At 57.2% G+C, this 19,210-nt stretch carries 15 protein-coding genes and 1 pseudogene; 11 read left to right on the top strand and 5 right to left on the bottom strand.

Annotated features, from left to right (window positions below; genetic code table 11):
- Positions 1-22 precede the first annotated feature (22 nt).
- Complete coding sequence (locus AB4P92_RS00460; protein ID WP_102879472.1) at positions 23-886, bottom strand: NmrA family NAD(P)-binding protein; 864 nt, start codon at positions 884-886, stop codon at positions 23-25.
- Between the two features lie 235 nt (positions 887-1,121).
- Here AB4P92_RS00460 and AB4P92_RS00465 point away from each other — a divergent pair, with 235 nt between their 5' ends.
- The 3 genes and pseudogenes from AB4P92_RS00465 to AB4P92_RS00475 all read left to right on the top strand — a co-directional run.
- The gene (locus AB4P92_RS00465; RefSeq protein ID WP_102879471.1) at positions 1,122-1,544 is read left to right on the top strand and encodes a helix-turn-helix domain-containing protein; all 423 of its coding nucleotides are present in this window, start codon (positions 1,122-1,124) and stop codon (positions 1,542-1,544) included.
- 140 nt (positions 1,545-1,684) lie between these two features.
- Complete coding sequence (namA, locus tag AB4P92_RS00470) at positions 1,685-2,749, top strand: NADPH dehydrogenase NamA (protein ID WP_102879470.1); 1,065 nt, start codon at positions 1,685-1,687, stop codon at positions 2,747-2,749.
- A 135-nt stretch (positions 2,750-2,884) separates the two neighbouring features.
- Positions 2,885-3,442, top strand: a pseudogene (locus AB4P92_RS00475) (zinc-binding alcohol dehydrogenase family protein); the annotation flags it as partial.
- A 168-nt stretch (positions 3,443-3,610) separates the two neighbouring features.
- Here the strand turns inward: AB4P92_RS00475 and AB4P92_RS00480 are convergent.
- Together AB4P92_RS00480 and AB4P92_RS00485 are read right to left on the bottom strand one after the other, a co-directional pair.
- On the bottom strand, positions 3,611-4,879 hold the full coding sequence (locus AB4P92_RS00480) for an integrase arm-type DNA-binding domain-containing protein (protein WP_102879468.1): 1,269 nt from the start codon (positions 4,877-4,879) through the stop codon (positions 3,611-3,613).
- A gap of 153 nt (positions 4,880-5,032) precedes the next feature.
- Entirely contained in the window at positions 5,033-5,947 is a 915-nt protein-coding gene (locus AB4P92_RS00485) for a LysR family transcriptional regulator (protein ID WP_042559271.1), read from the bottom strand.
- Positions 5,948-6,216: 269 nt separating this feature from the next.
- On the opposite strand from AB4P92_RS00485, the gene AB4P92_RS00490 reads away from it, so the two are divergent.
- From AB4P92_RS00490 to pgm, 4 genes are all read left to right on the top strand, one after another.
- Positions 6,217-7,239 (top strand): zinc-dependent alcohol dehydrogenase family protein, encoded by a 1,023-nt coding sequence (locus AB4P92_RS00490; RefSeq protein WP_047301189.1) that lies wholly within the window; start codon positions 6,217-6,219, stop codon positions 7,237-7,239.
- A gap of 550 nt (positions 7,240-7,789) precedes the next feature.
- A complete protein-coding gene (locus AB4P92_RS00495) occupies positions 7,790-9,244 on the top strand; it encodes a hypothetical protein (protein ID WP_395598662.1) in 1,455 nt (484 codons plus the stop codon).
- Positions 9,245-9,293: 49 nt separating this feature from the next.
- Entirely contained in the window at positions 9,294-10,694 is a 1,401-nt protein-coding gene (locus AB4P92_RS00500; RefSeq protein ID WP_047301185.1) for a PLP-dependent aminotransferase family protein, read from the top strand.
- Positions 10,695-10,800: 106 nt separating this feature from the next.
- Positions 10,801-12,447 (top strand): phosphoglucomutase (alpha-D-glucose-1,6-bisphosphate-dependent), encoded by a 1,647-nt coding sequence (gene pgm / locus AB4P92_RS00505; RefSeq protein WP_395598663.1) that lies wholly within the window; start codon positions 10,801-10,803, stop codon positions 12,445-12,447.
- A 71-nt stretch (positions 12,448-12,518) separates the two neighbouring features.
- Here pgm and AB4P92_RS00510 read toward each other — a convergent pair whose 3' ends face one another.
- On the bottom strand, positions 12,519-13,214 hold the full coding sequence (locus AB4P92_RS00510; protein ID WP_042559266.1) for a pirin family protein: 696 nt from the start codon (positions 13,212-13,214) through the stop codon (positions 12,519-12,521).
- 277 nt (positions 13,215-13,491) lie between these two features.
- Between AB4P92_RS00510 and AB4P92_RS00515 the strand changes: the two genes are divergently transcribed.
- Positions 13,492-15,966 carry a UvrD-helicase domain-containing protein gene (locus tag AB4P92_RS00515; protein ID WP_395598664.1) on the top strand — a complete coding sequence of 825 codons (2,475 nt, stop codon included), beginning with the start codon at positions 13,492-13,494 and terminating at the stop codon, positions 15,964-15,966.
- 50 nt (positions 15,967-16,016) lie between these two features.
- Here AB4P92_RS00515 and AB4P92_RS00520 read toward each other — a convergent pair whose 3' ends face one another.
- Positions 16,017-16,289, bottom strand: coding sequence for a DUF1652 domain-containing protein (locus AB4P92_RS00520; protein ID WP_042559264.1), 273 nt, complete (start codon positions 16,287-16,289; stop codon positions 16,017-16,019).
- A 263-nt stretch (positions 16,290-16,552) separates the two neighbouring features.
- On the opposite strand from AB4P92_RS00520, the gene AB4P92_RS00525 reads away from it, so the two are divergent.
- From AB4P92_RS00525 to AB4P92_RS00535, 3 genes are read left to right on the top strand one after another with little or no spacing between them, the layout of a single operon-like run.
- Positions 16,553-17,368 (top strand): nuclear transport factor 2 family protein, encoded by an 816-nt coding sequence (locus AB4P92_RS00525; RefSeq protein ID WP_200617183.1) that lies wholly within the window; start codon positions 16,553-16,555, stop codon positions 17,366-17,368.
- A gap of 52 nt (positions 17,369-17,420) precedes the next feature.
- The gene (locus AB4P92_RS00530; protein WP_395598665.1) at positions 17,421-18,827 is read left to right on the top strand and encodes an NAD(P)/FAD-dependent oxidoreductase; all 1,407 of its coding nucleotides are present in this window, start codon (positions 17,421-17,423) and stop codon (positions 18,825-18,827) included.
- Positions 18,828-18,857: 30 nt separating this feature from the next.
- Positions 18,858-19,202: a cupin domain-containing protein gene (locus AB4P92_RS00535; RefSeq protein WP_115148108.1), complete on the top strand. Its 345-nt coding sequence runs from the start codon at positions 18,858-18,860 to the stop codon at positions 19,200-19,202.
- Positions 19,203-19,210 lie beyond the last annotated feature (8 nt).

Consider the following 19,210-nt stretch of genomic DNA (forward strand, 5'->3'; position numbering starts at 1 on the left):
GCCTGAAGGGTTGCGCCGGCTATTACGCCCGCTCTGCAACCAATTGCGAGATGGCTTCGTTCAACGTTGTCGAACCTTTGCGCATCTCGATACCGCCGCCTTCGAAATCAATCCACCCTTCATTGAAACCATTGATCATTTGAATGCGGGGAAGGGGATTGGTAGCCCCTTGGGATCGGAAAAGTGGCTCCCATTCGGAGCGAGGTATAACGTTGGTTGTTACTCGATGACCGAATGCGAGTGAGAGGGCATTTTCGATGTCCTTAGCGGAATAACGTGATGGGCCCTCCAGTTCCACAAACCTTGCCCCGTCCCACTCCTCATGCAGCAGTTGCGAAACCGTGGTGCCAATGTCGCGGATAGCAATCATGGGAATGGGGTGGTCGGCAGGCTGGAGAAAACTGTTGATGTTGCCGACGCGGGCGTCGCTCAAGTCCCAGGATGAGTTCTCCATAAACCATGCCGCACGCACAAAGGTGATTGGCAGGTTCAAGGTTCGAAAGCTCTCTTCGGACATCTTCAAATTGTTGAGCAGGTTCACGCGCTCGACGTGGGCGCCTACCGTAGACAACACGACGACTTTCGCTGGTTTCGCCTTATCCAGGGCTTCACGCACCGAGCGGTTTGCCTCGACGGTATCCGGGAAACCGGGTGAGGGGTCATAGTTGGGTGGCATCAGGATGAATGCACCGTCCACACCAGTCAGCGCCCGTGTCATGGCCGGTATATTGCGATTATCCGTGACGGCGACTTCACACCCGCGAGCAGCCCATACCGCACCTTTGGCAGCATCCCGGACGATCACTCTGACCTGCTCCCCGGCATCCAGCAATGCGTTGGCAACAGCTCTGCCAACTTGGCCAGTTACACCCATAACTGCAAACATTTGCACCCCCAATCATGAATACCAACATGAATCTCAACGAGAAAAAACCTTGGTCGGCCGCTCACGGCCGCCGACCTGTAGCGTGTATTCGCCCATCATTTTCGGTCGTTTGAGAAGCGAGGCGGGCCATTGCGCTCACTCGACATGCGCATGTTAAAGTTATGATCGTCACCGCGTATATGGCATTTATTTGCACGTAGTGCCAAAAAGCGTACTACCCAACTGAGGATGATGTATGACCAAGCTTAGGAACTATGACGGCGCACCGGGGTGTTCCATCGAAGCCGCGCTTCACATAATGGGCGGCAAGTGGAAGGGGGTCATCCTTTACCACCTGCTGCTGGATGGCACGCATCGATTCAATGAGCTACAACGGCGCCTTACCGGCGTACCGCCGAGATTGTTGATCAAGCAGCTTCGGGATATGGAAGAGGATGGACTTGTGGTACGCAAGGTCTACCCAGTGGTACCACCTAAAGTTGAATACTCGCTAAGCGACGAAGGTCGGAGCCTTGAGCCTTTCATCTTGGGATTATGCGGTTGGGGAGATGCCTGGTTGAAACGTCGGGGTATGACCACAGCAGCGCAGATGAGAGCGGACGAGGATGCTGCAGGGCTGAAATCAGATGCACCGTGCTTAGCTGAAGAGCAAGGGTAGGGCAGTACGCTTAAGCGTACTATATGCAAATTTTCGCAGTATTTACGTTTCTGCCCACTCCGATAGGCTTGTTTGCAAACGGGCATTTGACTGGATCGAGAACTCCAGCCTAGCCCTGAACAACCCTCGGAGGATTGATTTTGTCCGCAAAACTTTTTGAACCAGTAACCATCGGTGGCTTGACACTTCGCAACCGGATTGCGATGTCACCAATGTGCATGCACTCAGCCGATGATGGATGCGTTACGGATTTCCATACCGTGCACTACGGTGCTCGAGCCCTTGGTGGCGCAGGTCTCGTATTTCTGGAAACCACTGCCATTATGAGTAATGGAATGATTGGCCCTGGCGATATTGGGATCTGGGACGACGTCCAAGTTCCAGGGTTAGCCGAGCTGGTCAAAACTATTCAGCGGTTTGGGGCGAAAGCAGGCTGCCAGTTGGGGCATGCAGGCCGTCAGTTGGGTGTCCCAGGCCCATCCATCGCACCTTCGGCCATCTCGTTCACTGCCGATTCACCTGTGCCGCAGGCACTCGATCTGGCAGGAATCAAGCAGGTGGTAGAGGCTTTCCGACAAGGCGCACGCCGTGCTCATGAGGCGGGCTTCGACGTAGTGGAAGTGCACACTGCCCACGGATATCTGCTCAATGAGTTTCTCTCGCCACTCGCGAACCATCGCACCGACGAATACGGTGGCAGCCATGAGAACCGCTATCGCATCGTCCGTGAAGTGATCGATGCCGTTCGCTCCGAGTGGAAAGGCCCATTGTTCGTCCGGATCTCGTCCACCGACTACACCGAAGGCGGTAACACACCTGAAGACTTCCTCATCTACGGCAAATGGATGAAGGAGCAGGGCGTAGACCTCATCGACTGTTCGTCAGGCGGTATCGCTATGGTGAAGGTAAAGGCTTTCCCTGCCTACCAAGTTCCAGCGGCTGAATTGCTGCGTCGTGAGCTTGGGATCATGACAGGCGCCGTCGGTCTGATCGAAAGCGGCCGCCAGGCTGAAGAAATCGTACAGAACGGTCGGGCAGACATTGTTCTGGTTGGCCGTGACATGCTGCGAGACCCCTTCTGGGCCCGCACCGCCGCAGACGAATTGCGAACGGCTATCCCGGTTCCTCCGCAATACACCCGTTATGGATCGGTATGGCAGCGCAGCCAACCGCCGGTGCCATCAGCACCAATGACCGAAAGCTGATCTGCCCACAAGTACAACAGGCTTGATCCAATTTACCCCTGATGCGCCACGCAGCGTTCAGGGGTTTTCTCCATCCGAATTTATCCAGGTCGTTTTCTTTGTTGAAGCGGCTCCTTACCGACTTGAAGGAATAACATGAAAGCCATTGCATTCACTCAACATGGTCTGCCAATCGAAGACCCCAATTCGCTGATGGACATGGATCTGCCAAGGCCAACTCCAGGCTCGCGTGATCTATTGGTGGAGGTGCAGGCCATCTCAGTCAATCCTGTCGACACCAAGATCAGGGCAGGCTCCGCGACTACTGAACCCAAGGTGCTGGGTTGGGACGCAGTGGGAGTAGTCCGTGAGATCGGCGCTGATGTAACGCTGTTCAAAGTCGGCGACGAGGTCTTCTACGCAGGCTCTATTTTGCGTCCTGGTAGCTACAGCGAATTTCACTGCGTGGATGAGCGTCTCGTTGGTCATAAGCCTAAAACCATCAATGCAGCTCAAGCAGCAGCATTACCTCTCACGTCTATTACCGCTTGGGAGTTGCTCTTTGACCGCCTTGGCGTTGCTGAAGGGGGTGGAGAGGGGAACAGTTTACTCATCATGGGGGCTGGGGGCGGAGTGGGCTCAATCCTCGTCCAATTGGCTCGCAAGCTAACCAAAATGACAGTTATTGGAACAGCTTCACGGTCTGAAACGAACGCACCATGCATCCATCCACACGAGCCATCCTTCAGGCGTCTCTGCCTCTTCGATTTTGATCATTTCCTACTTCGGCAAGAAGGGAAACCCCTTAGATTTCAATGGGTAGGACGCTAGATGCGAGTCTCGTTTCCCGCTACAATCTCCTGATTTGTATTCGCTGTATCGTCAATCTGTGGTTATTCGCGCCGCGTTTTGACGCAACTGATCTAGGTAGTTCGCCCATTGTTGGGCAGCCTCTCGGCGTTGCGCCAGCAATTGAGCCCGTGCATACACTGCCCCGAGCGCACCCGGCATTCGGTGAGATAACGAAAGTTCGAGCACGATTGGATCGATACCCAAGTGCTCGTGGGCAATGGTTCTGTAGGTCGCGCGAAAGCCGTGGGCAGTAATGTTGTACTCCGGCCAGATACGCTGAAAGGACTTGAGCATGGAGGTCGGATTGATGGGGCGACCCGGATAGACCGGCGAGACGAACACCCAGCCTTTGCCTTCTTCATCCACCACGCGGGTTCTATGTAGCTCGCGTAACAGAATCAAGGCTTGCTCAGGCAACGGCACGATGTGTTTGCTCTTGTCCAGATGCTTGGTCTTGCTCACCACATAACGCCAATCGGCGCCCACCAAGTCGACATCTTCCCATCGCATCTGCACCAGTTCGCCTGGGCGGACGGGCAATATGACCAGCAGGCGCATTGCCGCGGCAACGCTGCCGTCGCTGCAGTCATCAAGGCGTAGAAGAAACCTGCCCAGGTCGGATGGCCTTTCGATCGCCGGGTTGCTGGTCACAATGTGGCGAATCTTCAACTCCTCAATGTTGCTGAGCGCCACGTTGCGCTCCACCCAGCCGCGACCTTCGGCAAAGCCCAGAACGGCACGTATGATGGTGCGCACGCGCCGGGCCATGGCCATGGTGCGCTGGCGGCGCAACTCAGTGATGATCGTAGTGATGTGTTCCAACTTGATCTCGCTGACCGGTTTATTGCCGATAGCGGGCAAGATGTGGTTATTCAGCGCGCCACTAAACCCCGAGATGGATTTGGGCACCAGTTCCGCAGACTTAAATGCTAACCATTGTTTGGCCACATACGCGAAGGTGCGCTCTTCGTTGAGCAGCTGTGCCTCGATCTTCGCGGTCTTGGCTTTGAGGGGAGCAATGTGGTTGGCTACGTCGCGGCGTGCGCCGCGGGCAATGTCGCGTGCCTCCTTCAGACTGATGTCAGGGTAAGCGCCAATGGAGAAGCGGTTTTCCTTACCATGCAGCCGATACTTCAAGCGCCAGAATTTGGACGGGGATTTACCGGCCCTGCTCGACGCCCTTACCTCCAAGTAGAGGCCAGGGACTTCGCCGTCGGCGTGCTTGCCGGGCTCAGTCAGCGAGCGGATGAAGGCATCGCTGAGTTTTCGTTTGAAAGCAGTAGCAATATCTGGCGGCATCGGTGGGGGCATCCTTTTTAAGGAACCGAAATTTGCCCCCAATTATGCCCCCATGAGCTCTGGAATCCACTGGATTTAGACAGGCGGCGGTGGATTGATTTTTCCTTCAAGTAGTTGTTATTTAAGGATTTTATGGAATACAGTGGAACTCCATTACAAGCTATCGGGGTCCCCAAAAAACATCTGAATCCGCGACCGCAACCAACGCTCGCCCGGGTCATTATCCTGCGAGCCACGCCACGCCATGTGCAGCTCAAACGTGCGCGTCGGCAACGGCGGATCTTCTGCGCGAACGCCACCCGCAGATGTCAGTGCTTCGGCGGCATAGTCCGGCACGGTCGCGACAATGTCAGTTCCGGCCAGCAGCGTGCTCAAACCATTGAACTGCGGCACGGCCAGTACCACATGGCGTTTGCGGCCGAGTTTCTCCAGTTCTTCATCAATGAAGCCGCTGAGGTCGCCGGCAAACGACACCAGGGCGTGGGGCCGGGCGCAATAATCGTCGAGGCTCAACGGCCCCGGCACGGTGTCGGCGCGCAACAACTTGGGCGCGCTGCGGCGCAGCACTTTGCGCTTGGCGTTGGCTGGCAGGTCGGTGGTGTAGCTGACGCCGATCGAGATTTCCCCTGACGCCAGCAAGCCCGGCATCAGGATGTAGTTGACCCGGCGCACCACCAACACAATTCCCGGCGATTCGGCGCGCAGGCGTTTTAGCAGCATCGGCAGCAGGGCGAATTCGACGTCATCCGACAAACCGATCCGAAATACCGAAGTACTGGTGGCCGGATCGAATTCTGCCGCACGGCTGACAGCGGTCGAAATCGAGTCGAGGGCAGGTGAGAGCAGGGCGAAGATTTCCACCGCACGGGCGGACGGTTCCATGCTCCGGCCGGTGCGTACGAACAAGGGATCATCGAACAGGCTGCGCAGGCGCGACAGCGCCGCACTGATCGCCGGCTGGCCGAGGAACAACTTCTCGGCGGCGCGGGTCACACTGCGCTCATGCATCAACGTTTCGAAAACGATCAACAGGTTCAGGTCGACACGACGCAGGTCATTACGATTCATCTGGAGTCCTGGCAGAGTCATCAAGCTTGACGAGGGCGGCCATATGAGAACAATGGCCGGCATGAATCTTACGGGGAAAGACTGGTACTCTGCACCGGAAAATTCAGCTTTACTCAGACGGTGGCAGCAGTTTTTCAAGGATTTTGCCAATACCGCGCATACTGCGGAATCAATGACAGGCATGTCGACTATTAATAGCCACTGATAGTCTTGGGTTAAAAGCCCAGATAGAGTTCATGGCATTAGAGGTTACTTTGACGAGGTTTGCGATGTCCCGCACGATCCGTTTTCACAAGTTTGGTCCGGCCGAGGTGCTCAAATGCGAAGAGCATGCGGCCGCTCAGCCAGGTCCTGGCGAAGTGCAGGTGCGTGTCGAGGCAATCGGCATCAGTTGGTACGACACGCTGTGGCGCCAGAACCTGGCATCGTCCCAGGCACGTCTGCCATCAGGCCTTGGCCATGAAATGGCCGGTGTGGTCACGGCGATTGGCGCTGGTGTCGAAGACCTGTCCGTCGGTGACAAGGTCGCCAGTTTCCCGGCCGAAAGTCCGAACGACTATCCCGTCTACGGCGAGTCGATCGTGTTGCCGCGCACTGCGCTGACCCGTTATCCGGATGTGCTCAGCCCGATCGAAGCCAGTGTGCATTACACACCGCTGTTGATCGCCTATTTCGCCTACGCCGATCTGGCACGGGTCAAACCCGGGCAGTTTGCCTTGGTCACCGACGCCAGCCATTGCGCCGGCCCTTCGTTTGTACAGCTGGGCAAGGCCATGGGCGTGCGCGTCATTGCCGCCACCAAAGAGGCGCAGGAGCGCGAGTACCTGCTGTCTCTGGGCGCGGAAAAGGTGATTGTCACCGAAGAGGAAGATCTGTTGTTGCGAATCAACAAGATCACCGACAACCGTGGCGTCGATGTGGTGTTCGACGGCCTTGGCGGTCCGCAGATGTCGCTGCTTGGCGATGTACTGGCGCCCCGTGGCAGCCTTGTGCTGTACGGCCTTCAGGGTGGGAACCAGACACCGTTTCCGGCCTGCGCAGCGTTCCAGAAGAACATCCAGTTCTTTGTGCACTGCATCGGCAACTTCACCGGCAAGCCGGAGCTGGGTATCGCCCAGGACCACGTCGCCGTGCAACGTGCCCTGCGTGACATCAACCAGTTGACCGCAGACCGCGTGTTGCTCCCGCTCAAGACCCGGGTGTTCCCGTTCAGCGAGTTCGTCGAAGCGCATCGCTACATGGACGAATGCCCATGCCGCGAACGGGTTGCCCTCCAAATCGAGTCGGCGTAACCCTGGCAATCAGAGTCCGTGGCCCCACGGACTCTTTCGTGTTTATCCCTCCTTCAAAGCAAGCGTCTCTGGTGCCATGTCCGGGACCTGTTCAGCAACTGAACTGGTTTTTGGCCCGGATCTGTATCTTCTAATCGCAATGTAAGCCCTGATAATTGAATGATTACTTTCATCTCAAGGAATGAGCCATGGCTGTGCATTCAATTTGTCGACCTCAACATATAACCCCCGGTTTTGTTAAACACGGCATTCTTTGTTTAATTGCTGTAGGGCTATTCCGAAACGCCTTCTCTTTTTCTTGTAATCACTTGTCGTGGGACGTTGTGGGAAGTTTCCTAGGATTAATTAACAATAAAAAATACCTATGTAAAACAATAGCTTGAAGTCTTGTTGTGGCAAAAGCAGAGTTTTTGTCAGGTCAAGTGTTTCAAATAACTACGAATTTGTAAGTGTTAGCATCTGAGCGTCTATTACTTATTGATTAATTGTCGTGCGGACGGTTGGTTTTCTGTCTGCGCGCCATGAAACCTTTTATACCGGGTAAATACCGATGAGCACGATCCACGATCAGGCAATGAATTATGTCTACCAGCAAGTATTGCAGCGGTTGCTGAGTTTTTTCTCACGAGCGGAGCGCACGGCGTTGCAGTTGCTGATCCAGCGACTGGCCGTGGCTGCTGGCGGCATGGAGAACATCGGTCAATTCAAAGTGCTGGTTAACCAGACCGGGTCGCGCGACAGCTGTTACACATTGGCGCTGCTGCGGGCAGCGCAATTGAGTATCGCCGGGCGTGCGCCCGGGACGTTTCAGCTACGGGTGGCGACTTTACGCTGGAACGGCAACAGTGACACGGCGCTGCAGAACATGCACCGCAGCTACGGCGCGCTGTTCCTCCATGACGATCCTCGGGTCGAGCTGTTGATGGTGGATCATCGCCAGGTCCTGCCATTCGACCATCAGGCACCGATTTGCGAAGAGGGGCGCGAAACCCATCGTCTAAACCTGCTGCTGCTGGGGCATCGAAGAACCTACAGCGATGCGCTTGAGTTGTGGGACGACGCTTATTTGGCCACTGCCGAGTACTACGGTCAGATCGCCCGATGGAACAATGGTGTCGATGCCATGATCGGCAGTGAGTCGTTAAACCGCCAGAAGCACTTTCTCGACGGCTTGAGTCGCGCCGTTCAAAAAGCCGCCATTGCCGGTCCGCTGGTGACCTCTGCTGGCTTTGAAGCGCTGTTCCCGCTGCTCGACCGGTTGGGTGGTGATTACTATCGCGAGTTCTACACCGAGGAGGAGCGGGTAGCGTGGCGCCCGGAAGGTGAGTTCGAAGCGTGTCGGCGCACCGGTTTTATCAACATCAATGACATGATCGTTGGCAAGCTCGAGGAGCGCTGGCCGTTGCTCAGTGACTTTCTTGGGTTCCAGGCGGACGACCTGAGCCTTTATCAAAGTGACGATGAATATGCAGATCCTCTGGTCGCTGCGCATCTGCGAGGAATGCAGGCGCGATTCATCGAGGGGAGAACCTACGAGGCCGGGGTCGGCGAATACCTGCAAAGCAACCTTGTGACGATGCGTCGCAGACAGGTACCCGAGCCGGTTTGCGAACAGATGCTCGCCCATTTCGGCAATCTGCAGGATTCGCGACAGTTGCGCGTGCAGGCGGAAGGCTGGCTCTCGGCCGGTTTCGATTTGAACGAGATCCAGCTGATGTGCCTGCTGTTTGCGCCGTTTGTTGATAGCGGGGCGGGGCTGGAACGGTTTCTGCGCAATTGTCATCCCGGCATGTTGGTGGCATTGCCGGATCTACACCGGGCAATGCAGGGCCTGCATGCGCCTGAGCAAGTGCTGAAGTGGATGACGGACGTCAGCGGGTTGCCGGTCAAATTGATTGTGCGTCTTTACTCCATGGGACCCGTTCGGTTACTTGCGTGCGGCGACAGCGCCAGTGCGGAGGAGGCGGGTACCGAGCCGACAAACGATCGATCGGCGGAAGGCTGACCGTGAGCCAATCGCCTAACCCTGAATCACAGCCCATGGATGCCGGCTCGTGAAAGCGTCGCGGGAAAACGACTTTGTTTATCAGGCTGTTTATCGCTACCTGACGCTGCTGATCGAGGAAGCAGGGAGCAGCTCGGCAGTGCGCCTGCCTTCCTTGCGGCAACTGGCTGATCGACTGAATGTGTCGATCTCGACCGTCCAGTACGCCTATTCGTTGCTGGAAAAGGAAGGTCGGGTTTATTCAATCGCCAAATCCGGTTATTACGCGAAAGCACTGCCCGCACTGGACGTGCCTGGTTGTGGCAGGGACCTGCTCGAAACCGTCTACGTCAATACCCAGCGACCGGGCATGTGTGTATTGAGCGCCGATGACCCGGCTTCGCTGCAACCGCTGGACCGTCCTTTGCTGATGCTTGAGCGGGAACTGCTGCGCCAGTACCCGCGCCAGCCGCAAGTACTGGTGCAGCCTTGCGGTGAGCTAGAGTTACGCACCGTACTGGCTGCGCGTTACACCTCATCGACGGTGAATTGCTGGCATGCCGATGACGTCTACATCGGTGCCGATTTGCGCGGGGTGCTGGAAATTCTGATTTCGGTGCTCGAGTTGCGTGGGGCCACCGTAGTGGTCGAGTCGCCGTGTGACTGGGTGATCCTGCGTCTGCTTGATTGCGCCCAAGTGCGCGTGATCGAGTTGCCGCTGCTCGCCGGCGGGGTGATTGATCCGCAACGCCTGGAGTCTTTGCTCAAGAACGAGCCGGTGCGGCTGATCCTGTTGTCCTCAGCGTTGAGCATGCCCCACGGCAGCCTGCTATCTGCGACCAATCGACAAGCCATCGCCCATCTGCTCGGGTGTCATGGCACCTGGGTTCTGGAAAACGACTGTCACAGCGAACTCGATGAAGGGGTCGACTCCCAACGCCTGCGCGACTGGCTAGACCCGGATCGCCTGCTGGTGTTTTCCACGTTCGAGAAGTTCATCGGTGCTGAGGCGCCTTTCGGTTTTGTCCTGTCGCGCCATTGGCGCAGTGAGTTGCAACGCCATTTCCTGTTACGCGCCTTTAGCTTGTCGCTAATCCGTCAGAAAGCGATTGCGAGATTGTTGGGCGGCGGACGGCTGGACCAGCATTTGTCGGTACTGCGACGGATGCTGAAGGAGCGACGAACGCAGTTGATCCAGTTATTGCGCGAGCGCCTGGGCGACGCGTTGCAGTTTGTCGAGCCGCAGGGCGGGGCAACGGTCTGGGTAAGCTCGTTGCGTCCGGTAGACATGGAGAATGTCTTTCAGCGCCTGCTCAAGCAACAGATCATTATTGCGCCAGGGGAGTTGTTCAGCCTGCAGGGGTTGCATGCGCACCATCTGCGCTTGAGCTCATTGGGCCATGGTGACCACGATCTGGGGAATGTCGTCGCGCTGCTGGGCGACGCATTGCGGATGGCACCCGAAAGTTAACGTTAAAAAACATCGGGAGTGTCCCGGATAGATCCCGTCGCACTACGGTCAAACTGCCAGTAAACTGCGTTCTATTCCTGAATCACTCTATTTCAGAGGTTTTTGCATGACACTCAGTCCTTTTGCGGGCAAACCGGCACCGGCAGAATTGTTGGTCGATATCCCGCGACTGGTAACGGCCTATTACACCGGCCAGCCTGACGCTTCCATTTCCACGCAGCGTGTGGCGTTTGGCACGTCGGGGCATCGGGGCAGTTCTTTCGACCTGAGTTTCAACGAATGGCACGTGCTGGCGATCAGTCAGGCGATCTGCCTGTATCGCGAGGCCCAAGGGATCACCGGGCCGCTGTTTGTCGGCATCGACACTCACGCGTTGTCGACTCCCGCGGGTGCCAGCGCTCTGGAAGTGCTGGCGGCGAACGGTGTGACCGTGATGATCGCCGAAGGCGACGAGTACACGCCGACTCCGGCCATTTCCCATGCCATTCTTTGCTACAACCGCGGCCGTACTTCGGGCCTGGCCGACGGCATCGTCATCACGCCGTCGCACAACCCGCCACAAAGCGGTGGCTACAAATACAACCCAACCAACGGCGGCCCGGCAGACACCCACATCACCAAGTGGATCGAAGCCAAGGCCAACGAGCTGCTGGCCAATAAACTGGCTGGCGTGAAGCGCATCAGTTACGAGCAGGCGCTCAAGGCCAGCACCACCCATCGTCACGACTACGTGAATACCTACGTTGCCGATCTGATCAACGTGATCGACTTCGATGCCATCCGTGATGCCAAGCTGCATTTGGGTGTCGATCCGCTGGGTGGCGCAGGGGTGCGCTACTGGTCGGCGATTGTCGAGCACTACCGTCTGGATCTGGAAGTGGTGAACAAGCAAGTCGATCCAACCTTCCGTTTCATGACCGTCGATTGGGACGGCCAGATTCGCATGGACCCATCATCGAGCCATGCGATGCAAGGCTTGATTGGTCTGAAGGAGCGTTTCGACGTGGCGTTTGCCTGCGACCCGGATCACGATCGCCACGGCATCGTGACTCCTTCCGGTGGCTTGCTCGCGCCGAACAACTATCTGGCAGTGTCTATCGATTATCTGTTCCAGAACCGTCCGCAGTGGCGTGCCGATGCTGGCGTGGGTAAAACCGTGGTCAGCAGCGGTCTGATTGATCGTGTCGCCAAGCGTCTGGGGCGTCGTCTCTACGAAGTGCCGGTCGGTTTCAAATGGTTTGCGGACGGCTTGTTCGACGGTTCGCTGGGTTTTGGCGGCGAGGAGAGCGCCGGTGCATCGTTCCTGCGCAAGGACGGCGGTGTATGGAGTACCGACAAGGATGGTCTGATCCCGGCACTGCTCGCGGCAGAAATGACCGCTCGCACTGGTCGCGACCCAAGCCAGGCCTATAAAGCGCTGACCGATGAACTCGGGGAGCCGTTCTCGGTACGCGTAGACGCCAAGGCCAACCCGGAACAGAAAGCCCTGCTCAGCAAGCTGTCGCCGGAGCAAGTCACTTCGACCGAATTGGCGGGCGAGAAGATTCAAAGCATTCTCAGCCATGCACCGGGCAATGATCAGGCGATTGGCGGCTTGAAGGTAATGACCGAGAACGGCTGGTTCGCGGCGCGTCCGTCAGGCACCGAAGACATCTACAAGATCTACGCAGAAAGCTTCATCAGCGACGAGCACCTCAAGCAATTGGTGGTTGAAGCGCAAACTCTGGTGGATGGCGCAATTTCCAGCAAATAAGCTGAAGTCCACCGAGCCAAAAAAAGGGGCAACCATTGCGGTTGCCCCTTTTTTTGCCTGCGATCAGGCGATCAAGCCAGGTCCACCAACACAATCTCACTGTCTTCAATCGCGGTAACGGTCAGTACCTGCTCATGCGCAACCGCCACACCGTCTCGAGCTTGTGCACGCAAGCCATTGACTTCAATCACACCAGTAGCCGGCACCAGATAAGCGCGGCGTCCTTCGTCGAGACGATATTCCGCCGTCTCACCAGCCTTGATATTCGCCGCCACCAAACGTGCATCGGCGCGGATACGCAGGCTCTGATCATCGCCATCCTTACCGCTGGCAAGGGTCACAAACCCTTCACGCTGACCTTTGGGAAAGGGTTTCGCACCCCAGGACGGCGGGGCGCCGGTTTCGGTGGGCAGGATCCAGATCTGGAAGATCTTGGAGTCCTGGGCTTCCAGGTTGTATTCACTGTGCGCGATACCCGTGCCGGCACTCATGACTTGCACGTCGCCAGCCTCGGTGCGGCCCTTGTTGCCGAGGTTGTCCTGATGAGTAATCGCACCTTCGCGCACGTAGGTGATGATCTCCATGTCGCGGTGCGGGTGCTGCGGGAAACCGCTGCCCGCGGCGATTACGTCATCGTTCCACACCCGCAGATTGCCCCAGCTCATGCGCTGAGGGTCGTAGTACTCGGCGAACGAAAAATGGTGATGCGCATCCAACCAGCCATGATGGGCGGCGCCCAGTGTGTTGAAAGGTCTGAGTTCAAGCATGATCGTCTCCTCAAAAGGTTAATGACGGGGCGCAGTTATCACGCCCGGCCCAAGACCGGTGGTTTATGACGGCGATCATCTATCAGCCAAGTATCGATAAAAAGCGTAAAAAATGCGGCATTAAGATCGAATAAGCCGATCAAAAAAAGCTCGAAGATTTCTCATCCCACCTTCAGTTCATCGCCTAAACCAATGAAGCGTAAGCATTTCGCTAGAACCCGGCGTTAAATAAAGACACCATAGCCTTCAACAGCCTTACTTACTGGAGCCCGTCAGCGTGGCGCAACAAACCCCCGATCTTCCTCCCGAACTTCGCCCATTGGCCGAGATGCCGTGGTTCAAACGTATGGCCGCACGTTTCTTCGGCCACGGTTTGACGCGTTTGCGCGCGCAACACCGTGCGTCGTGGCTGCATGGTCAGGCGGATGGCTTTCGTAGCGGTCATACCGCGGGTGTCGAGTACGGGTATAAAGAGGGCAAGCTCGAGGGGTTTGAAGAAGGTCGGCAAGTGTTGCTGATCCGCGACAGCCGCAACACCGAACATCGTCCGCCAAGCGTGGACAATCTCCTGTTCGACGACTGGCGCCTGCCGCTCACCGCTGAGCTGAAGAAGCGCATGAAGGCTGATGTCGCGAGTTTACTTCCCGCACACGCTCAGCCGAGCACTGCGCAGTGGAAAATGATTTTCAGCGATACGCCTTCGACTTCCGTGGTAGCCGGCGCCGGAGCGGGCAAGTCGACCACGCTGGTCCTGCGCATTCTACTGTTGACGCACTATCTGGGCTTTGAACTCGATTCGATGACCGTAGTGACCTTCACCCGCGAATCGCGCAAGGACTTCATCAACAAGCTGATCGAGCTGTTTGCGTTGTGGGGGCGGGCGCTAAGCCTGAAACAGGCGCGGGAGCTGGTGCGAACCTTCCACTCGCGAATTCTGCCGATGGTGCGCAGCCTGGCGGGTTTCGAGCGGTTGCAGGCTTTCGAGAACCTCAGCCATCGAGCGCCCGGAGCTGACGAGGAGGTCGACAGCAATCCGTTCGACCTGCGTATCAACGACGCGCAGCGCCAGCAGCTCAATGCCTGCTATCACCGATTGTTCACGCAGGACGAGCGTTTCCGCCAACTGATCCAGCCGATGACAAAGGCCGGGTTGCAGCTCAAGGAGCTGGAGCGTGATCACCCCGATGTACAGAAGCGTATGGCCGTCACCGAGCTGGCGGCCAAGCGCGATGAAGAACTGTGCGATGCCATTGAAGATCTTTGGTTCGGCGCCGGTGCCTGGCCTATCAAAGGCATTGAGCCCAACCGGCAGACCTTCGAAATCAATGGTTCGACATTTCACTGTCACGGCTACATTCCAAGCCTTGATGCTTGGGTCGTACTCGGTTTCGACCCCAGGGAAAACGCCCAGCTCTGCCGACCGAATGCGAAACTTTCGATACGTGCAGAGTGGGCAGTAAAGCGCACCCTGTTTCAAGCTTTCTGTCGTAAGCCATTGATATGGCTAGATAGTTACGAGTCGTCAAAACGCGTTTTGGCGACATTGGCAGGTGATGCCAGTGCAGGCCCGGGCTTCGATTACAAGGTCAAAGGTGAACTCGCTTCCGCGCCGTTGCTCGACTGTTTCGTGGCGGCGGCCGGGTTTATCGAGAACCTGGGGCTGGACGTGCCGGATGCTGTTGGCCGCATGAGTTTCGCCAAGGATGACCCCGACCGGTTTTTCTTCGAGGCGTTGAGCCTGTTCTGGCGCGCCCTGGAAGATCACCTGCTCGACCAGAAGCCGCCGATCATGACCTACAACCGCATGTTCGCGCTGTTCAGCGAGCACTCGCCGGAAAACCTCAAACTGCTCAGCGATGAACTGCTGCGACCCATGTCGCACCTGATGATCGATGAGTTTCAGGACGTTTCGCCACAGATCGTTTCGTGGATTCGCGCGAGCCTCTCGGAGATTCGCAGCCGTGGGCCGGCCATGCATGTCGGACGAGGCGCGCAGCGCTCATCGCTGCTATGTGTGGGGGATGACTGGCAATCGATTTACGGCTGGCGCGGCAGTTCACCGAGTTACTTCATGGAGTTCAACAAGGAATTCCCGTCGCCGAGCACCACGCGAGTGATGCTCAGTGACAACTATCGCAGTCATCAACACATCATCGATGCGGCGGAACACATCGTCCGTGCCGCACCCGCGATCCCTGGTAAGAAGGCCAAGGCGAGCGGCGAGCCCAAGCCATTGCTGCCAGTCAACGTACTGGAACGCGACGATCAGGCACTGGGCGAACGTCTGGCCGAGCATTATCGGCAGGGACATTCAATCTTGATGCTTTATCGAAAAAGCAGCGATAAGTTATTGATAGAAAAACATATTCAGTCTGTAGTTAATGTTGATTCGAGCTTGCCGTACGAAGCTCGTCGCTTGAAACAACTGACGTATCACAGCGCCAAGGGCCTGCAGGCAGACGCGGTGTTCCTGCTCGGTGACTGTCAGCATCTGACCAGTTCTCCTTACAAGAACCAGGTTTATCGCATGGCCGGATTGGGCAAAACCGGCGACAGCGAGCCGTATGACAGCGCGCAAAAAGACGAGATCTTGCGCCTGGCGTACGTCGGGATTACCCGTGCGGTCAGCCATTGTTATTGGTATGTCGAGCCGCAGGAGCCGCAAGCGGTGAACATGCCCAAGGCGTCCGACCGAGTGGCGAAGGGCAAGCCATTCTTCGCTGATCATCGAGCAGAAAAGCAAACCGCGTGACCCACAAAAAAGCCCGCATTAATGCGGGCTTTTTGTTGTAAATCAGAAGGTTATGCGTAATTCCTGAGAGACTCTGGAGGTATGAAAGCGTCCAGCTCATCCTCCACGGCCTCGATAATTCGCTCGACGTCTGCCGCATTCATTACCGTTGCGCACGGGATGCCTGCGATAGCGATCATGGTTTCACCACTGGCTCGATCAAACAATCGGGCAATCATGCTGCCCGGTGCATCCATCGTTGCTTCGAAACCCATGGGATGAAAATGCCAGCGCATCAACTGGCAGGCGTTGGGGAACGTGACTTTGCTTGACCCATTATTCATGTGTTGCCCGCCTTCTTCATCGAGCGCTTCCTTTAGCTCATGTTAGGTGGGAAGAGCCTTCATTGGCTCAACCAGTGACTGACGTTAAAAGTAGCATCTCAATGTGAAATTCCTGTGGGAATTTTCAGTTCATTTAGCGATTGATTGGTATTTTTTGATGTAAGTCACGGCCTACGCATTCATCGCCAAAATGCCACCATGGATTAGTCATTGATGCCCGTGCTGAACTTCGGCAAGCTCGATTCTTTTTCGCCGAGCTCCTTATGCACGCCGACGACGACGGCCCCGCACAGACCCAGGCCACGACCGCCACGGTCATGCGCTATCACTTGAGCTGGAAACACCGCGACCTGGACAGCGTGATGGCGCTGTATCACCCGGACATTCAGTACAGCGATTTTTTCCAGAACCGCGTGCTCGGCCTCGACGAGTTGCGCGAGTACGTGCGTGTGAGCATGCCGCGCGAATCCGACGAAGCGCTTGAGCATTGCGACCGCATTCGCGTTGATGGCAACACTGCGTTCATTCAGTACGAAGTGACCCTGCGCGGCGGCGAGGGACTTGTGTCGTTCCGCTCCAGCGAGGCGATCACGGTCAAGGACGGGCTGATCTGGCGCGTAAATGAATACGCCTCGTTGGTGCGTGCACAGGTTGGCAATACCACTGCGCCGAGCCAGCGCCCGGCCGTCAGTCGCCTAGGCCTGTCGCCGCGTCAATTGAGTTTTATGGCCGACGATCTGCAGCAATACTTCGAACGCCAGCAACCGTACCTGGATCCAGAGCTTGACCTGCAACGGGTTGCAAAGGAGTGCGGGTACAGCCGCAATCAGATTTCCTACCTGCTTAACCAGGTGCTTGGGCAAAGTTTCTACCGCTACGTCAACCACGCGCGACTGCAACATCTGCTCAAGTCACTGGACGATGCCGCGCCGCCAGTGCGCATCGATGAGTTGGCGTTCGCCGCGGGTTTCAATTCGTTGTCGGCGTTTTACAGCTGTTTCCGCCAACACACCGGCCTGTCGCCCAAGGCTTACGTTAAACAAATTTCTTTGCGGACACGCGCGCAAGACATCTCCTGAGGTCGCGCACTAGGATCGACGCCATCGAAGGTTTTCAGTGGCGGAGTCTTGCATGCCGGCGTGGCGCACTATCAGTTTGTGGATGGATCAACTCGACGAGCCGCTGATCGCGCGGCCCGAGCTTGAGCGGGGTCTGGACGTCGACGTGGCGATTATCGGCGCCGGTTACACGGGGCTGTGGACGGCGTACTACCTGAAGAAGCACGCGCCGGGCCTGGACATCGCGATTATCGAGGCGCAAACCGCCGGGTTTGGCGCATCCGGGCGCAACGGCGGCTGGCTGATGGGCAATCTGCTTGGCGAGGAGCGTTTGCTCGCCGGACTGTCTCCCGAGCAGCGTCGCGCGTCGTTTGATCTGCTGCACAGCATCCCCGATGAAGTGGAAGTCGTCCTCGAACGTGAGGGTATCGACTGCGATTACCGCAAGGGCGGCGTGCTGTACTGCGCGGCGCGCTATCCGGAACAGGAAGCGACTCTGCGCGACTACCTGGCCAAACTCCACGCCCAGGGTCTGACCGACGACGATTACCGCTGGCTCAGCCCTGAGCAACTGGCGCAGCAGATTCGTGTCGCCAAACCTTACGGTGGCATCTACGCCCCGCATGTGGCGACCATTCACCCGGCCAAACTGGTGCGCAGCCTGGCGCGCACCGTGCAAGGCATGGGCGTGAAGATTTACGAAAACAGCCCCGTTACGCATTGGCAGTCGGGCAGTTTGCGCACGGCCAAAGCCAATGTGCGCAGTCGCTGGATCGTGCCAGCAGTGGAAGGGTATTCGGTGACATTGCCACCTCTGGGTCGCTACCAATTGCCGGTGCAAAGCCTGATCGTCGCCACTGAACCGCTGTCCGCCGCTACGTGGGACGAGATCGGCCTCAGTCGCGGCCAGGCTTTCAGCGAATTCAGCCGCCAGGTCACTTATGGCCAGCGCAGTGCTGACAACCGTCTGATTTTCGGCGCCCGCGGTGGTTACCAATTCGCCGGCAAGCTGCGCCACAACTTTGACCTGACCCGCGATGAAGTCGAGCTGCGTCGTTATCTGTTCGGTGAGCTGTTCCCGCAACTGAAAAATGTGCAGATCACTCACGCCTGGGGCGGCAACCTCGGCATGTCCCGCCACTTCAAACCGCACATGCTGTGCGATCGGGCCAACGGCATTGCGTTGGCCGGCGGTTATGGCGGGGAGGGCGTGGGTGCCAGCAACCTCGGCGGCCGTACCCTGGCCGATCTGATCCTTGAGCGCGACAGCGAACTGGTTAACCAGCCGTGGGTGCTGCCGGACGGCGGGATTCATGCGCTGCGTGCCTGGGAGCCGGAGCCGTGCCGCTGGCTCGGTTACAACGCGATCATCAAAAGCTTTGTCCACGAAGACCAGACCCTCGCCAATCCGGCGACTGCGCCATGGCGGCGCAAACTCGCCAGCCAGGTGGCCGGGTTCATGGAAGGTTTCATGCACTGACAGTTGTTTATTCACAAGACAGGTAACGCCATGAGCATCACCCAGTTCAAAAACACCGCCACGTTACAACTCGATGAATCCAACCCGGTCGCCGTGCCGCTTGGCGAGCCGATAGCCATTGCCTCAACTACCAGCGTCGAGCGCGACGATGGTGTCGAAACCGGCGTCTGGGAATGCACGCCCGGCCGTTGGCGCCGGCAGATCACCGCGCAGGAGTTCTGCCATTTCATTTCCGGGCGTTGCACATTCACCCCGGACGACGGTGGCGAAACCCTGCACATACAAGGTGGCGACGCATTGATGTTGCCGGCCAACACGCTCGGTATCTGGGATATCCAGGAAACCGTGCGCAAGACCTACGTGCTGATTTTCTGATTGCTTGA

Origin of the sequence: Pseudomonas sp. A0308 (genome assembly GCF_044218815.1) — a bacterium.
Classification (GTDB): domain Bacteria; phylum Pseudomonadota; class Gammaproteobacteria; order Pseudomonadales; family Pseudomonadaceae; genus Aquipseudomonas; species Aquipseudomonas iridis.

What these genes read in the sequence shown, in the direction of transcription:
- AB4P92_RS00520 (WP_042559264.1), bottom strand. Translation starts at nt 16,289, where the DNA reads ATGAATAATGGGTCAAGCAAAGTCACGTTCCCCAACGCCTGCCAGTTG.
- AB4P92_RS00525 (WP_200617183.1), top strand. Translation starts at nt 16,553, where the DNA reads ATGCACGCCGACGACGACGGCCCCGCACAGACCCAGGCCACGACCGCC.
- AB4P92_RS00535 (WP_115148108.1), top strand. Translation starts at nt 18,858, where the DNA reads ATGAGCATCACCCAGTTCAAAAACACCGCCACGTTACAACTCGATGAA.
- AB4P92_RS00530 (WP_395598665.1), top strand. Translation starts at nt 17,421, where the DNA reads ATGCCGGCGTGGCGCACTATCAGTTTGTGGATGGATCAACTCGACGAG.
- AB4P92_RS00485 (WP_042559271.1), bottom strand. Translation starts at nt 5,947, where the DNA reads ATGAATCGTAATGACCTGCGTCGTGTCGACCTGAACCTGTTGATCGTT.
- AB4P92_RS00510 (WP_042559266.1), bottom strand. Translation starts at nt 13,214, where the DNA reads ATGCTTGAACTCAGACCTTTCAACACACTGGGCGCCGCCCATCATGGC.
- AB4P92_RS00460 (WP_102879472.1), bottom strand. Translation starts at nt 886, where the DNA reads ATGTTTGCAGTTATGGGTGTAACTGGCCAAGTTGGCAGAGCTGTTGCC.
- AB4P92_RS00490 (WP_047301189.1), top strand. Translation starts at nt 6,217, where the DNA reads ATGTCCCGCACGATCCGTTTTCACAAGTTTGGTCCGGCCGAGGTGCTC.
- AB4P92_RS00480 (WP_102879468.1), bottom strand. Translation starts at nt 4,879, where the DNA reads ATGCCGCCAGATATTGCTACTGCTTTCAAACGAAAACTCAGCGATGCC.
- AB4P92_RS00495 (WP_395598662.1), top strand. Translation starts at nt 7,790, where the DNA reads ATGAGCACGATCCACGATCAGGCAATGAATTATGTCTACCAGCAAGTA.
- pgm (WP_395598663.1), top strand. Translation starts at nt 10,801, where the DNA reads ATGACACTCAGTCCTTTTGCGGGCAAACCGGCACCGGCAGAATTGTTG.
- AB4P92_RS00465 (WP_102879471.1), top strand. Translation starts at nt 1,122, where the DNA reads ATGACCAAGCTTAGGAACTATGACGGCGCACCGGGGTGTTCCATCGAA.